This window comes from Xylanibacter oryzae DSM 17970 (genome assembly GCF_000585355.1).
Lineage (GTDB): Bacteria > Bacteroidota > Bacteroidia > Bacteroidales > Bacteroidaceae > Prevotella > Prevotella oryzae.
In genome coordinates, this window is record NZ_KK073873.1 from 607,961 (window position 1) to 624,684 (window position 16,724).

The window sequence follows — 16,724 nt, forward strand, 5'->3', positions numbered from 1 at the left end:
ATTATAATTGACAGTTATTATTGATATGTCATACTCTTGATTCACGTTTCTTTCTTGCCTTTTCTTCTTTTATTTCAGTTTGAACCTTTAATCTTTTATCTTCAAATATCTGATAATCTTTCTCAATTGACGGTAGTATGTATACGATGCTAAGACCTCCATAAAAGATAAGCACATTAGGAAACTGCATAAGTATCTGGTTGCCATATCCACCTATATGTATTGCTGCAAATGCACAGCAGAAAGCAGCACCTATTCCACGTAATGAGGAATTATTTATTCTGAAAAAGACAGTCCAACAACCTCCCATAAACATGAGTATAGTCGTTATTACAAAAACGGTTATTCCTATCTGACCTGTATGCACCCAGATAAACACGTATTCGGAATCTGGTGGAGTCTGAGATAATATCTTATATTTATTGAATGGTGGCACGTTCTCGGTAAAGATACCAATGCCCATTCCCCAAGGTGCGTCTTTAACGTATTTTGCCATTGACTCTTTATTTATGTCTCTGACGCTTTTTGACGCATCATCTCTGTTGAAGGCGGACCTCATCCTTCGTATCATGCTGTTACTGCCTCCTATTGTAGTAAATGCTAATATGAATAAAAAGACTCCGAATACTATGGTTACAGGTAACGCAATTTTTACTGACTTTGACAGAAAGATAAATACAAGGAATCCTATTATCATACAGAATATAGCTGTACGGGTTCCTGAAGCGAACATCGCCCATGTGCATGCTGCTCCTGCTATAATAAAGAATATCTTGTCTTTTTTTATACGGGATGTTATACCTACTATATAAAATGCTACTGCAGATGATGCCATGTTGCAACCAAAATTGGCAGCGTCACTAAATACTGAGAAATATCTTATAATACCGTTTACGACATGAGTACGTGCTGCATATCCCCAAAGCCATGCCTTTTCAGCTGTAGTAAATCCAAACGTCTTTTGTTTCCAGGCCCAAAATGCCGCAAATATTGAAAGTATAGCGAACACACGCAAAAACTTTATGATTTTTTCGGGTGTGGATATATACAGAGAACATATTATAAAGGCATAAAGCAGTTGGAATGCCATAAGTCTTGCGCCTGTATACCATGCACCAATATTAATACCTAATCCACATGTGTCGTTAAATATCTCAATGCAGCAGAAGCCACCCCATACTATTAGTGCAAGCAGCATAACATTATTCAAGTTGCTTATGTGCAAGTCTTTGGCATCAATTAACGCAATCACTATAAGAAGTATCTCGAAAATTTCGTTTGGTATTGATGAAGGGATTGGCATATACCCAATCTTATTAAGATACATTACAAAATAGTTGAATACAAACAGTGTCCAGAAGATAGTCATCTTATTTTTGATACCGACATATACAAATATAGGTATAAGTGGGAGAGTGCATATGATTGCAAATGAATTTAGCCCGCCTGAATATAGCTCGTACAGTGCAATCAAGAAAAGGAGAAAGAGCACTGCAGCTCTTCCTCCGTTATCTTTTATGTATTGCACGACTATATTGACCTTATTCATTTATGCTGCATTTACAAAGTGTGACTATTTTCTGTAGCAGTAAGTCCCATCTGAGATATTCTATAAGCAAAATTATTCAGTCTTGAATATGGTGGCAATTGACCAACATATTCTTCAACAGCGTAACGACTTGCTTCTGTAAGATACATATATAAGGTGTTCTGATCTGTCAACTGCGATTCAATTTCTTTAAGCGCTTTCTGGTCAACATCTTTCCATGTGCGGTTGGCACGTGTGACAATAAGATTGACCGTACCGATATTGAGTAATGCTGTGGATATAGAATGGTCGTTGAGATTCGGATACTCGACAATCGCAATTTCGTTTTCTAGTATGTCGGGACAAAGGTCTCTAATGCTCTTTGCCATAATATATTTGCTATCTTCTGCAAGGAAATCTTCGTCGTATGTAAGGCGACGTACCTGCAAACCAATAGAAATCCAATAGTTCTCAAGTTCGGATGCAAGATAGCTTTTACCATTGCTCGCATCTGTTGAAAGCAAATTGATGACATTCTGCTGACCGGTATTGAAGTGGGGCAGTATAGTCTTACTGAGATGACGTAGGGCCATATCGCTTATAGTCTTATTGAAACGACGGTAACGAAGGTTACTCTCTTTTGGAAAGCACCCAAGCACAGGTATCTTTGTAATATGTTCTGAACGCATACGGTCGCGTAGAGTACGATCAAGTATTTCTATAGTCAAGAAGTAAACTGTTACAAGAAGTAATGTGAGCAAGTATGAAGCAAGCAAAATCATAATACGATTAGTTGGCTCTGCGTTAAGAGGAAACAATGGTGGATTAAGTACACGAAGTGTAGCTGTCGTCATTTGCAGATTTCGTTGACGTAGACGGGCTGCATTCAGTGCGTTAAGCATTGCCATATAGTTGCTTTCTACAAAACCAATATGTCTGTCTTTTCTTGCTAAGGTCGCTCCAATTGGTGCAAAGTAGAGGAACTGGCGGTCTAGTTTTCCGCGCATAATGTCTTGAGCTGACATTTCTGCTTTTGTCTTCTGTAGCAGGAGTACTTGTTCGAGCCATTTGTCAATCATCGTATTAGCTTTGACACCTGTTTCTGTATTGTATGATGATGCTTCTATGTCTTTTGTGAGATTTCTCACGTTATTTGTTGTGTTTTGAAGCTGGTTCTGTGCTTTTGCCAATTCTTGTTGTGCCTCACCATTACTGCTACCACCTTCGCTGCTCATAAGTCGGAGATTAGAAATACGTGACTGAAGCTTAGATATTTCATTGACTCTGTCTGTAAACAGTCTGTTGGAGCGGATAATTTTTGCGCGATTGCCTAATTGCCTTTCCAGATAATCCATTAAAGACTTTGTTGTTGTGTAATCCATTAGCTGTTGGTTGTCGGATGTCTGTTGGGTTGCATCTAGGCCTGCAATCTGCTTAGTCTGCTCGCCGTAGTTTATAATTCGTTTTGACACATTATATTTGATCAGATCATCTTCTGAACCGCATAGTATTCTATATAAACGTGCTACTTCGCGTTCGAAAAACTTAATTACCTTGTTAGTTTCTCCGAAACGTATATCTTGATACTGTTTAGAAAATGCATCGTTAAGTATATCTACAGTATTGTAAGCGATACCTGCGTCATTAGCAGTATAGCCAATATTAATAATATCACTTTGATCTAATTGAGTGACTTTTAGTTTGGCTGTAATGTTGTTAATACCAAACCAAGGGTGATAATTAAGAACACCATATAAATAATTATCAGGTAATGGTTTCTCATAAGCCTTTAAATTAGCATAAGTAGCAGCCTCACTGTTGTGATTAATCAATGCTTTTACTTCTGCCGGAACTGTAGCATTAAGTTCTCTGAAATGTTCGGCACTGATATAATTGTTGTCCTTGTTAGGATTTCCATACATCATGCAACGGCCAAAAAGGCGAAGAGATACTTCCTGTATTGTACTGTTAGTCGTAATAATGAGCATTAGGTTCTTAATATTAGTCTGTGGATCCCCACCGGTAATTCCGGTTCCACCTTCTATATTATAACCTGTGATCATACCTGTATATACTGTTGTAGATACATCATATTGTCGATCCATATCGCGTGTGTAAAACCACGCAACTATAAGTGCTATCATTGGTAATATGAGTAAATACCAGCGTATGCGGTAAAGTAATCGAACTACATATCTAAATATATCCATATTTCTTTATTCTTAATTGTTTTTCTTATTGTCCTTTAAAGCTTTTTCTGTAGCCTTTTTCTCTTTTTCGTCTATGGCCTTTTCTGCTTTTTTGTCTTCTCTTATGCGTTGATTAAGTTCTCTCTTTTCTGTTTTTACTTGTTTTTGCTGGATACTTTTGGTATCTCTATCTTTGAAACTATCAATAGTAACATCTGTTGTTGAATTAGTCAGAATAGGTGTATGGGTGAGAATTTCAAGTGTTATGATATCTGTTGTAATCTGAGTCTGCATATTCTGGTATTGTGCTACTGCGCTGGCTTCTCTTTCTTTGGTTTGAGCAAATGCTGATATATCCATGTTACCATTATGAAAATCTTCTTTGTTTAAAGCTCCTGCTCCTTGGTATGTAGCAGCACTCTCGCTCGCAGATTTTAATGTAACAAGGTCATTCGTTATTTTAACGTATAATGTTGCTATTTGCAACTTAAGATTATCGAATATTATATCTTTCTGATATTCAGCTTGTTCGGCTGCTAATCTTTTACGTCTTACAGACTGGCCAAGATCAAGGATATCATCTACCGGAATATTGAGGCTGGCTCCTAAATTCCAATAACTCTGTCGGCTACCTTGATATTGATATACAATTGGATTGTATGTAGTTGAATTGTTTCCCCACATGTCAGTCATTCCATAGCTGTAACTTGCATGCCCGTTAATGTATGAAAATATATGCTTCTTTTGTTTTGACACTTCGGCCCTTGCTATCTCTTCTGCTTTAGCCAAAGATAGTATCTGTGGATTCTGTTTTGCATTTTCGAATAAAACAGACAATGGTGGAAGGTGAAAATTGGAAAAATTAATATTCCCGTTGCCATTGCTTGAATCAAAAAAGCCTGCACTTATGCCACTATCGTTGTATGACTGGGCTATTATATTAGATGAAATGCAGGTTATAAGTAAGGTGATTATTAGTTTCTTTTTCATATCAATTAATGTATCTGTATTATACGTCGTCTTTCTGTATAAACGCAGTAAGTGTTTTAAATATTATCTTTAAGTCTAATGAAAAACTATACGTGCGTCCATATTTAATATCTAATTGTTTGCGTTCTTCAGCTGACATCTTACCACCATTGCCTCTGCGCTCTACCTGCCATAAACCGGTAAGACCGGCTGGAGCAATAAATCGGTCTATGTATTCATCTGCTGTTAATTTTTCAGCCTCGTAAAGTGGTAGTGGACGATTGCCCACAATAGACATATCTCCGCGAAGTATGTTGAAAAGCTGTGGAAGTTCGTCGATGCTGAATTTTCGTATAAATCGACCTACTTTGGTTACACGTGGGTCGTTTTCTATCTTCACAAAAGCATTGTTAATATCATTGCTTTTTTGCTTATTGAAATCGTTCTCTGATATTACAAAGTCGTCGCCAACGAGCATTACTTCGTCATCACTTATCATAAGGTCTGTTGGAATGCCACTTTCAATCTGTGCTTTTTCCGCTTCTTCTCCTAATGGTGCACCTGCCTTTTGTGGTGAAGTTTCAGAAGAAATGTATTGATTCTCGTCCTTAAGTTCTTTAAGATGTTTGTCTGAATCTAGATACATGCTACGGAATTTAAGAAAATCGAAAACTTTATAGTTGGAACCGACTCTCTTCGACTTGAAAAGTATTGGACCGCGACTCTCTAGTTTGATAGCTATGATGGTAAAAATAAATACCGGAGACAAAATTATTATTGCCAATAAAGAGAATGCAATGTCAAAAGAACGTTTCCAAATGGGAATATGAAAACGTAAAATACGGTTCTTCAGAGTTTGTTTCTTAAATAAAATTTCTTCCCGGTCAGCGATGAAACATATCTTCTTGTTGAATTCTGTAATTGTGGCATCTACATCAAGGGTGTCGTTGATACCGCAATTCTGATAAATAAGTCTGTCTTGACTACTTAGTGGACCTGTAATAAGAATTATATATAAATTCTCAAACTTCTTGTGTAAATAAGTAATTGCTGTAAGGTCTTCATTGCGTACGCTACGCTCATAAAAAACAATAAAATGCTCGTCTGTAAGATTGGTAGTGCACACTTCAGCAGCATCCTTGTATGTAGATGTAAATTTGACTGTGTGCCCAGGAATATACTTTAGACGTTCCTGTGTCTTAAGATTCTTCCCTAAATAGACTATTCCAATCATAATCTGTCGTTTTACTGAATTATTTTCTTTACTCTTATTTTGAGCTCAATAGGATTAAATGGTTTTACAATATAATCTTCAGCTCCAATTTCGAGCAGGCGGATACGTTCACTTGTACTGTCTTCACTGCTAAGCATAATTACCGGTATGTGGCGGAAAAGCTCGTTCTGTTTAATCCATTCCAAAAAGTCATCTCCACGCATTCCAGGCATCCTTATATCTGATATAATAAGGTCCGGGGTATTACCGGCTTGAAGCCATTTTACACCTTGTATGCCATCTGGCAACCATACAACATCATAGTCACTCATCAAATATATTGATAGAACTTTGGCTATGGTTTCTTTGTCGTCTAATATTAATATTTTCTTCTTCATCGTATATTTTCAGCTGTTAATATAAGGATTACATGTTATAGAATTAACTTTTGTGGCAAAGGTAACAAAAATTCATTAATAGAAACACTAATAATGTAAAAAAAATGTGGTTTTTATGAAAATAAAGTTCGATTCTATACTGAATTCGACTTTATGATGTATTTTTGCGTAAGTTTGTATTTAAGTGATATGTCTTTTGAAATAAAATGAAATAAAAATTAGGGGAAAACGAAAGACGTTCGTATTTATATATAGACATTTGAAATTTATCTAATTATGAATAACAGATTTTTATTGGGTATTGATGTAGGCAGCTCGTCTGTCAAAGCATCATTAGTAAATGCGGACACTGGTAAATGTGCGGCTTCTGCTTTCTTTCCAGACAGGGAGGCTCCTATTACTGCTGTAAAGGCTGGATGGGCTGAACAGGATCCGCAAATGTGGTGGGACAACTTTAAGTTGGCTCTGGCTAAGTGTATGGATGAAACTGGCGCTAAGGCTGATGATATAAAGGCTATTGGTATTTCTTATCAGATGCATGGATTGGTTTGCGTTGATAAAGACCAAAATGTTTTGCGCCCTTCTATTATATGGTGCGATTCTCGTGCAGTACCTTATGGAGAAAGAGCTTTCCGTGAAATAGGGCAGGAACAATGTCTTCAGCATTTGCTGAACTCTCCCGGTAACTTTACTGCAGCCAAACTTGCGTGGGTTAAGGAAAACGAACCGGATAAATTCGCTAAAATTGATAAGTTCATGCTTCCCGGCGATTATATCGCAATGAAGATGAGCGGTGAAATAAATACAACAATAGGTGGACTTAGTGAGGGTATGTTTTGGGACTTTAAAGAGGGTCGCGTAGCAGATTTCTTGATGAAATATTATGGATTCGACTCTTCTCTGGTACCTAATATTGTTGATACATTTAGTGTTCAGAGTGAAGTATCTGCTTCTGCGGCTAAGGAGCTCGGTCTGAAAGAGGGAACCCCGATCTCTTATCGTGCTGGAGACCAGCCGAATAATGCAGTATCTCTTAATGTATTCAATCCGGGAGAGATTGCATCAACAGCCGGTACATCAGGAGTTGTATATGGTGTGCTTGGTGATGTAAACTATGATAAGAAGAGTAGAGTAAATACATTCGCTCATGTGAATTATAGTAAGGAACAGACTCGTTTAGGAGTGCTTTTGTGCATCAATGGTACGGGAATCCTTAATGCATGGATACGCAGAAATGTTGCTCCTGAAGGAATCAGTTATGCTGAAATGAACAAGATGATTGCTGATGTGCCAATTGGTTCTGAAGGAGTTGTTGCAATTCCTTTTGGAAATGGTGCAGAGCGTGTATTGGAAAATCGTGAAATAGGATGCTCTATAAATGGAGTTAACTTTAATAAACATGGTAAGGCTCATCTGATGAGAGCAGCTCAAGAGGGTATCGTTTTTAGTTTCTGTTATGGAATGGAAATAATGCAACAAATGGGCATGGATATCCATAAAATACATGCAGGAAAAGCAAATATGTTTTTGAGTGATGTATTCAGGGATACTCTTGCTGGCGTATCAGGCGCGACCATCGAGCTATATGATACAGATGGTAGCGTAGGTGCAGCTAAAGGAGCTGGTATAGGTGCCGGAATATATAAGGATCATGATGAGGCTTTCGCTACTCTGGAGAAGTTGCAAGTAATTGAACCCGATGAAAAACATCGTACAGAATATCTGCATGCTTATGCCGAATGGAAGGAACAGTTAATACAGAAAATAAATAATTAAAACATAAGATTTAGTAACCAATTTAAAATTTATAACTATGGCAAAAGAGTATTTTCCACAAGTAGGAAAAATCAAATTCGAAGGTAAAGAAAGTAAAAACCCAATGGCTTATCATTATTATGATGCTGAAAAAGTTATTATGGGTAAAAAAATGAAAGATTGGCTGAAGTTCGCTATGGCTTGGTGGCATACACTGGGACAGGCAAGTGGTGACCAATTTGGTGGCGGTACACGTATTTATGCATGGGATGATTCAGAAGATGCAGTTCAGCGTGCAAAGGACAAAATGGATGCTGGTTTCGAAATAATGAAGAAATTGGGCATACAGTATTTCTGTTTCCATGATGTAGATCTTGTTGATCCGGATGATGATATCGCTAAATATGAGGCTAACCTTAAGGCTGTTACTGACTATGCTCAGGAAAAGATGAAAGGAACAGATATTAAGCTTCTATGGGGTACTGCTAATGTATTCAGTCACAAGCGTTATATGAATGGTGCTGCTACAAATCCTGATTTTGATGTTGTGGCTCGTGCTGCTGTTCAGATCAAAAATGCTATCGACGCAACAATAAAATTAGGTGGTACTAATTATGTATTCTGGGGTGGACGTGAAGGTTATATGAGTCTTCTAAACACTCAAATGCAGCGTGAGAAGGATCACTTGGCTAAGATGTTGACAGCTGCACGCGACTATGCTCGTGCTAAAGGCTTTAAGGGAACATTCCTGATTGAGCCAAAACCAATGGAACCAACAAAGCATCAGTATGATGTAGATGTAGAGACTGTTATCGGTTTCTTGCGTGCTAATGGTCTTGATAAGGACTTCAAGGTTAATATTGAGGTAAATCATGCTACATTGGCTCATCATACATTTGATCATGAATTGGCTGTTGCTGTTGATAATGGAATGCTTGGAAGTATCGATGCTAACCGTGGTGATTATCAGAATGGTTGGGATACAGACCAGTTCCCTATTGATAATTGGGAGTTAATTCAGGCTATGATTCAGATTATCCGTAATGGTGGTCTTGGCAATGGTGGTAGCAATTTCGATGCTAAACTTCGTCGTAATTCTACTGATCCTGAGGATATATTTATCGCTCATATAAGTGGAATGGATGCTATGGCACGTGCTCTTGAAAATGCTGCTGATCTACTCGAGAATTCTCCTTTGCAGAATATGGTTAAGGAGCGTTATTCTTCATTTGATGGTGGAGAAGGTAAAAAATTCGAGGATGGCAAAATGACTATAGAGGATTTAGTAGCTTATGCTAAGAAGAATGGTGAGCCTAAACAGACCAGTGGAAAGCAGGAATTGTATGAGGCTATTGTAAATATGTATTGTAAGTAATTTTACTTTAATCTCAAAATATTGCCAAACGTAGTTATTTTACTGCGTTTGGCATTTTTTTTAATTTTTGTACAAGTTTCTTGTTTTTTTTTTATAATTTTGCCACTTACTATATATAATAGAAATATAAAATGGCTCGAATTAACAATCATGTAGTTATTATGGCAGGCGGTGTTGGCAGTCGTTTCTGGCCAATGAGTACCGTGGAACATCCAAAGCAATTTATTGATGTCTTGGGATGTGGAAAAACTTTGTTACAATTAACTGTAGATCGTTTCGAAGGTATTTGTGATGCCAAAAACATATGGGTGGTCACAAATATAGATTATATGAATATAGTTAAGGAACAGTTGCCTGAAATACCTGAAACGAATATATTATGCGAACCATGTAGAAGAAATACTGCTCCTTGTATCTGTTATGTAAGTTGGAAAATCAAGGCTACTGATCCAAAAGCTAATATCGTTGTTACTCCTAGTGATCATATTGTAACCAATCCAGTGGAATTTAGACGAGTTATCACAGACTGTCTTCAGTTTACATCAGAGACAGATGCAATAGTAACGCTTGGCATGAAGCCTTTCAGACCTGAAACGGGTTATGGATATATTCAGGCAGATCTTACAAGCAGCTCGCCTCGTAATAAGGAAATTTATCGAGTTTATTCTTTTCGTGAAAAACCTGATATGGAGACAGCCCAGCAATATATCAGGAAAAATAATTATTTTTGGAATTCCGGTATATTTGTTTGGAACGTAAGTACGATAGTAAATGCTTTCCGCGTTTATGAGCCCGCAATGTCTAAAATATTCGAATCTATGTTACCTATTTATGGTACAGATAAGGAGGCAGATGAAATTAATAAGCGTTTCCCTGACTGTGATAGTATTTCTGTAGACTATGCGATAATGGAGAAGGCTGAAGAAATATTTGTTTGCCCGGCTGACTTTGGATGGAGTGACTTAGGAACGTGGGGCTCTTTGCTTGCTCAAACTAAAAAAGACTTGTATGGTAACAGTTGTATAGGTAATAACATAACTTTGTATGAAACGCGTAATTGCATGATACATACCACGCAAGAAAAAAGGGTTGTAATTCAAGGGCTTGATGGCTATATCGTAGCAGAAAAAGATGATACGTTACTGATATGTAAGTTGAGTGACGAGCAGAGAATAAAACAATTCTCAGAGATTTGATTATTTAAGAGATAATATATACAATGGATAAAAAAGTTGCACTAATCACAGGAATTACCGGACAGGATGGTTCTTACCTGGCAGAGTTTTTGATAGAAAAAGGCTATGAGGTACATGGCGTCTTACGTCGTTCTTCTTCATTCAATACAGGTCGTATAGAGCATCTGTATCTAGATGAATGGGTGCGTGATATGAAAAAGACCCGTTTGGTAAATCTCCATTGGGGTGATATGACTGATTCTTCTTCATTGGTAAGAATAATAAGTGAGATAAAACCTACTGAAATATATAATCTAGCAGCACAGAGTCATGTAAAAGTATCTTTTGATGTCCCTGAATATAGTGCGGAAGCAGATGCGGTAGGTGTTTTACGTCTGCTAGAGGCTGTCCGTATTTGCGGTTTGGATAAATGCTGCCGTATATATCAGGCTTCTACGTCAGAACTATTTGGTAAGGTGCAGGAAGTACCCCAGAAGGAGACAACTCCATTCTATCCCCGTAGTCCTTATTCAGTAGCAAAACTTTATGGTTATTGGATAATGAAGAACTATCGTGAGAGTTATGATATGTACTGTTGTAATGGTATATTATTCAATCATGAGAGTGAGCGCCGTGGTGAAAACTTTGTGACTCGCAAAATAACATTGGCAGCCTGTCGTATATCTCAGGGCTATCAGGATAAATTGTATCTAGGTAATATGGATGCACGTAGAGACTGGGGCTATGCCAAGGATTATGTGGAGTGCATGTGGCTTATACTGCAACAGGAAAGACCTGATGATTTCGTTATCGCAACAGGTGAGATGCATACAGTAAGAGAATTCTGCACACTTGCATTCAAAGAAGCCGGAATAGATTTGCGTTGGGAAGGTAAAGGCGCAGAAGAGAAGGGTATTGATGTGAAAACAGGCAATGTCCTGGTAGAGGTTGATCCAAAATACTTCCGTCCTTGTGAGGTAGAACAGTTACTTGGTGATCCGACCAAAGCGAGAACAACTTTGGGTTGGAATCCAACGAAGACAACATTCCCGGAATTGATTAAAATAATGGTTGAACATGATATGAAATTCGTGCGTAAATTATACCTTAAGGCTCAATTACCAGAATAATTTGATTTAAACTATAGAATGGCGGACAGTTTTGTCCGCCTCAATATTAATATAATAATGGCATTAGATAAAAATACAAAGATATTTGTTGCAGGACATCATGGACTTGTTGGTTCTGCTATTTGGAATAATTTGAAGCAGAGAGGTTATGATAATCTCGTCGGGCGCGGACATAATGAATTGGATTTATTAGACCCAAGTGCAGTGAAGCATTTTTTTGACAAAGAAAAACCTGACGCGGTTGTACTTGCTGCTGCGCATGTAGGTGGAATTATGGCGAATCTTAATTTTCGTGCTGATTTTATCTATCAAAACTTGCAGATACAACAGAATGTGATAGGTGAAAGTTTTCGTCATGGTGTTAAGAAACTTCTGTTTCTTGGCAGTACTTGTATATATCCGCGTATGGCTCCACAGCCTATGAAAGAGGAAACTTTGCTTACTTCTGAATTGGAATATACTAATGAACCTTATGCAATTGCTAAGATTGCTGGACTGAAAATGTGTGAGAGTTTTGATTTGCAGTACGGATGTAATTATATTGCTGTTATGCCTACTAATCTATATGGCCCTAACGACAATTTTCATTTGGAAAATAGTCATGTCTTGCCTGCAATGATTCGTAAGATATATCTGGCAAAATGCTTAAACGAAGATCTTTGGGATGCCGTACGTAAAGATATTAATCTACGTCCTGTAGAAGGTGTTGATGGAAGTAATTCTGATAAGGAAATCTTGGCAGAGCTTGCAAAGTTTGGTATATCTTCAGAGTCTGTAACTCTTTGGGGAACAGGCAAACCTTTGCGTGAATTCTTATGGAGTGAAGAGATGGCTGATGCTAGTGTGCATGTACTTCTTAATGTTGATTTTAAGGATACTTATAATGATGGTGATAAACAAATACGTAACTGTCATATAAATGTAGGTACAGGTAAAGAGCTTACCATAAAGGAGGTTGCTGAAAAAATAATGAAAGAAATTGATTTCAAAGGTAAACTTCGTTGGGATACATCAAAACCAGATGGTACTCCTAGAAAACTTACAGATGTAACTAAGTTGCATAATCTAGGATGGCATCATAAAATAGAGATAGATGAGGGTATACATAGATTGTATGAATGGTATAAATTAGGAATATGTATAAATCACAAAAGCTAAATAATAATAAAGCCTCACTATTTTAAGTGAGGCTTTATTATTATCATTCATGATACTTTTTGTATCTTTTAATAAAAAATTTAACTAAATAATACCCAAGTACTATTACTATAAAGATTACGATAGTCTCTTTGATATACTCAGAATACTCATTAATTTTGTCGTCTAACTGATCTTCAGGTACAACAGAATGTAAATACCATCCTAGAGTTGCCAATATCCCATTCCATACTCCTGCACCTATTGTTGTGTATAGAATAAATTTTCCAAAATGCATCTTTGCAAGTCCTGCTGGTATTGATATAAGATGGCGTATTCCTGGTATTAGGCGGCCTGTTATTGTCGCCGTTATACCATGTTCATCGAAAAATTTTTCACTCTTCTCAACTTTCTTTTGGTTTAACATACAAGCACGACCCCATTTGCTGTTGGCAAAACGGTATATAATAGGTCGACCAAGATAAAAAGCTACTGTATAATTGATAGTAGCACCAAGGTCTGCTCCCATTGTTGCAAATAGGATGACGAGAAATATATTAAGGTTACCACCGGCTGCATGATATGCTGCAGGGGCGACTACTAGTTCGGATGGAACAGGAATAACAGTACTTTCTAGTAACATTAATAATAGAATAGTTCCATAATTCAAATTTCCAAGTAGTGCGGATAGCCAGTTCATTAATCTTTTGGGTTTAATTTGTTATACATATAATAAAAATAGTCTTTTGGGTCCATTTCTTTAGGGAACATATCGCCTAGAACATCTCTTGCTTCTTCTGGATTAACATCACAAGCTATCTTAAGGTACTCAAGAAATTCATCGTCTTTGCCAAGTTCTTTGCAGCACAGAGCCATATGTGAGTATCCTTTTTTCCATTCGATATCAGTTATTCTAAATAGAGTCTGGAATAATTCATAGGCTTTTTTGATATACCTATTGTCTAGTATTGAAACTCCTATGTGTAATAAAACATCTGGTGACATCTTTGAATCACGAATGGCCTCCTGAAAACACTCTAGTGCTGATTCTAGTTTATCATTCGATAACAAGATGTGCCCTTTTAATACTTCCATATCAAAATGGTCGCAGTCTAAGGACTTTGTTTTATCTATATATAATAGGGCCTCCTCTTTTTTGTCACATTCATTCAATGAGAACGCAAGCTCTTGATATATCTGAAATAGATTGGCTTTATCTGAAGATTTAACAGCAATTTGTTCGGCCTTTTTAAGATGAATTACAGATTCTTCGTAACGCTGTAGATTGAATAGGCATAAGCCTTCCATCATTTCTCCTGTCTCATCTTCATTGCGTAATTCGGCGTAACGTTTGAAAAGAATCAAAGCTTCTTCATAGTTTTCTAACTTGAAAAGGCCTTCTGCTTTACTACGAATTGCATCTTCGTCTTTAGGATCTATAGCGATAGCATATTCTATACTTGTTATTGAATCGCTGAGTTCACCGTTGATTGACTGCACAAGTGAAAGTGCTTTCCAATATTTGCCTGAGTAAGGATTATTGTCAATAAGTTCATTAAAAAATGTCTTGCTTTCTTCTAATTCGCCTGTTTGGAAAAGAGCCCTTGCCATGAGTTCTTTATACTCCGTAGATGTGTCGTCTTTGGCGCGAAGGAGCCATTCGTACTCCTTATCATATAATTCGTAATCTTCATACAGATTTGCTACGTCTAATACAAAATCATTGTAATCATCTTCAGAGACACTTTCCATACAGCTTATCAGATATTTTTCAGTATCCTCTGTATGTTTTTGTGAGAGAAGTATCTCTGCTTTAATGTAGTAATAATCAAGATCAGTCTTGTCTTCTACAGTTTCAGCTATTTGTTCTGCCTTTTCAGGATCGTTCTCTTTTAGAAGTACTAATCTTGCCTTGAATACAATTGGAGACACAGCACCTGGATGAATACTTATGGCATATTCGGCAGCCTCTTCTGCTTTTTCCCATTCTTGTGCGAGTGAATAATATTGGGCAATATCGGTCAATTCTTCAGCTTCCATAAAAATAGGACGCCCTGATTTGACCGATTGCTCGTATTCATCAAGAATCTTTCTGAAATCATTACTATCCAGATATTCGTCGTTTGTATTTATCATTTATTAATTTTCTTCCAAGTGTCTTTAAGACTTACCGTGCGATTGAATATCAATTTGTTTGGTGTAGAATCAAGATCAGGTGTGAAGTAGCCTATACGCTGGAATTGTAAAAAACTGCCTGGCTTCTTTTCGACTAAATATTTTTCCACAAAACAATTTGTTAATACTTTTAGAGAATCTGAATTTAATAATTCGCGGAAATCGCGCTCATCAGATGATGGATTCTCAACATTGAACAATCTATCGTAAATGCGAACCTCTGCAGGCAGGCAATTTTTTACTGATACCCAATGTAATGTTCCTTTTACTTTTCGGTTTGCTCCCTCCATGCCGCTACGACTTTGTGGGTCATATTCTGCGTAGATCTCCTCAATATTACCATTTGTGTCCTTCTTACAACCGGTACATTTCACGATATAGGCGTTCTTAAGTCTAACCTCCTTATTTGGTGTCATACGGAAAAATTTGTTAGGTGCGTCTTCCATAAAATCTTCGCGCTCTATCCACAGTTCACGACTGAATGTTATTGTATGACTACCGTCTGCTTCATTTTCGGGATTGTTTATTGCTTCCATCTCTTCTGACTTATCTTCAGGATAGTTCGTAATAACAAGTTTAACAGGATTCAGAACTGCTGATACTCTGCATGATTTTGCATTCAGGTCATCACGTACTGCAGCCTCAAGAAGTGCATAGTCGTTAAGGGCATCAAACTTAGTATATCCAATGCTATTAATAAAGTCGCGTATGCTTTTTGCTGAATATCCACGTCTGCGCATACCGCATATTGTAGGCATACGTGGATCATCCCAGCCGCATACTAGATTCTCATCAACAAGTGTGTGCAGTTTTCGCTTGCTCATCACTGTATATGTTATATTTAGGCGATTAAATTCGATCTGTCGAGGGCGATTATCATGAATATTATCTGTTTCGCCTTTATACTCCTTCAATTGATCTATATAATAGTCATATAATGGACGGTGAGGAACAAATTCAAGTGTGCAAATAGAATGAGTAACACCTTCAAAGAAGTCACTTTGGCCATGAGCAAAGTCATACATTGGATATGCATTCCACTTGGTACCAGTACGGTGATGTGGCGTATGAATTATGCGATACATAATTGGATCACGGAAATGCATATTTGGATTTGCCATATCAATTTTTGCGCGTAAAACCATGGAACCTTCAATAGAGTCTTGATCGTTCATCTTATTGAATAGTTCTAAACTTTCATCTATCGGTCGATCCCTGTAAGGGCTAGGTTTGCCTGGCTCAGTTGGTGTTCCCTTTTGTGATGCTATCTCTTCAGATGTTTGTTCATCAACATATGCACGACCTTTCTTTATCATCCAAACAGCAAAATCCCATAACTGCTGAAAATAATCAGAAGCATAGTAGACATTTCCCCAATGGAAACCAAGCCATTTAATATCATTAAGTATTGAATCTACATATTCTGTATTCTCTTTAGATGGGTTTGTATCGTCAAATCTGAGATTACATACACCATTATATTTTTCAGCGACACCAAAGTCCATACATATGGCTTTTGCATGTCCAATATGTATATAACCGTTTGGCTCTGGTGGAAAACGTGTTTGTATTTTGCCACCATTTTTACTAGAGGCAATGTCTTCTTCCACGAATTGCTCTACGAAGCTTATGCTTTTTTTCTCTTCGTTTTTAGTTTCATTCTTCTCAACCATAATCTAC

General features: G+C 37.3%; 13 protein-coding genes. 5 read left to right on the forward strand and 8 right to left on the reverse strand.

The window, feature by feature from the left end:
• Positions 1-28: 28 nt before the first annotated feature.
• Genes XYLOR_RS02370 through XYLOR_RS02390 form a run of 5 tightly spaced genes read right to left on the reverse strand, consistent with a single transcriptional unit; the run spans position 29 to position 6,297 of the window.
• Positions 29-1,549 (reverse strand): O-antigen ligase family protein, encoded by a 1,521-nt coding sequence (locus XYLOR_RS02370; protein ID WP_036876634.1) that lies wholly within the window; start codon positions 1,547-1,549, stop codon positions 29-31.
• Between the two features lie 11 nt (positions 1,550-1,560).
• Complete coding sequence (locus tag XYLOR_RS02375) at positions 1,561-3,738, reverse strand: GumC domain-containing protein (protein WP_036876637.1); 2,178 nt, start codon at positions 3,736-3,738, stop codon at positions 1,561-1,563.
• A 12-nt stretch (positions 3,739-3,750) separates the two neighbouring features.
• On the reverse strand, positions 3,751-4,707 hold the full coding sequence (locus tag XYLOR_RS02380) for a TolC family protein (protein ID WP_036876639.1): 957 nt from the start codon (positions 4,705-4,707) through the stop codon (positions 3,751-3,753).
• A 19-nt stretch (positions 4,708-4,726) separates the two neighbouring features.
• Positions 4,727-5,920, reverse strand: coding sequence for a sugar transferase (locus tag XYLOR_RS02385; protein WP_036876641.1), 1,194 nt, complete (start codon positions 5,918-5,920; stop codon positions 4,727-4,729).
• A gap of 11 nt (positions 5,921-5,931) precedes the next feature.
• Positions 5,932-6,297, reverse strand: a complete 366-nt coding sequence (locus XYLOR_RS02390) for a response regulator transcription factor (protein ID WP_036876642.1) — start codon at positions 6,295-6,297, stop codon at positions 5,932-5,934.
• A 276-nt stretch (positions 6,298-6,573) separates the two neighbouring features.
• On the opposite strand from XYLOR_RS02390, the gene XYLOR_RS02395 reads away from it, so the two are divergent.
• The 5 genes from XYLOR_RS02395 (at position 6,574) to XYLOR_RS02415 (ending at position 12,890) form a co-directional block, all read left to right on the forward strand.
• A complete protein-coding gene (locus XYLOR_RS02395) occupies positions 6,574-8,073 on the forward strand; it encodes a xylulokinase (RefSeq protein WP_036876644.1) in 1,500 nt (499 codons plus the stop codon).
• Positions 8,074-8,110: 37 nt separating this feature from the next.
• Entirely contained in the window at positions 8,111-9,427 is a 1,317-nt protein-coding gene (xylA, locus tag XYLOR_RS02400) for a xylose isomerase (RefSeq protein ID WP_036876645.1), read from the forward strand.
• A 131-nt stretch (positions 9,428-9,558) separates the two neighbouring features.
• Positions 9,559-10,623 carry a mannose-1-phosphate guanylyltransferase gene (locus XYLOR_RS02405; protein ID WP_036876656.1) on the forward strand — a complete coding sequence of 355 codons (1,065 nt, stop codon included), beginning with the start codon at positions 9,559-9,561 and terminating at the stop codon, positions 10,621-10,623.
• Positions 10,624-10,646: 23 nt separating this feature from the next.
• Positions 10,647-11,732, forward strand: coding sequence for a GDP-mannose 4,6-dehydratase (gene gmd / locus XYLOR_RS02410; protein ID WP_036876658.1), 1,086 nt, complete (start codon positions 10,647-10,649; stop codon positions 11,730-11,732).
• 57 nt (positions 11,733-11,789) lie between these two features.
• Positions 11,790-12,890 (forward strand): GDP-L-fucose synthase family protein, encoded by a 1,101-nt coding sequence (locus tag XYLOR_RS02415; protein ID WP_036876661.1) that lies wholly within the window; start codon positions 11,790-11,792, stop codon positions 12,888-12,890.
• Positions 12,891-12,933: 43 nt separating this feature from the next.
• Here the strand turns inward: XYLOR_RS02415 and XYLOR_RS02420 are convergent, their stop codons facing one another.
• The 3 genes from XYLOR_RS02420 to XYLOR_RS02430 are packed head-to-tail and all read right to left on the reverse strand — an operon-like array spanning position 12,934 to position 16,717.
• On the reverse strand, positions 12,934-13,569 hold the full coding sequence (locus XYLOR_RS02420) for a DedA family protein (RefSeq protein WP_036876667.1): 636 nt from the start codon (positions 13,567-13,569) through the stop codon (positions 12,934-12,936).
• A complete protein-coding gene (locus tag XYLOR_RS02425; protein WP_036876670.1) occupies positions 13,569-15,005 on the reverse strand; it encodes a tetratricopeptide repeat protein in 1,437 nt (478 codons plus the stop codon). Before XYLOR_RS02425 ends, XYLOR_RS02420 begins: the two co-directional genes overlap by 1 nt.
• Positions 15,002-16,717, reverse strand: coding sequence for a glutamine--tRNA ligase/YqeY domain fusion protein (locus tag XYLOR_RS02430; RefSeq protein ID WP_036876673.1), 1,716 nt, complete (start codon positions 16,715-16,717; stop codon positions 15,002-15,004). Before XYLOR_RS02430 ends, XYLOR_RS02425 begins: the two co-directional genes overlap by 4 nt.
• Between the last annotated feature and the right edge of the window lie 7 nt (positions 16,718-16,724).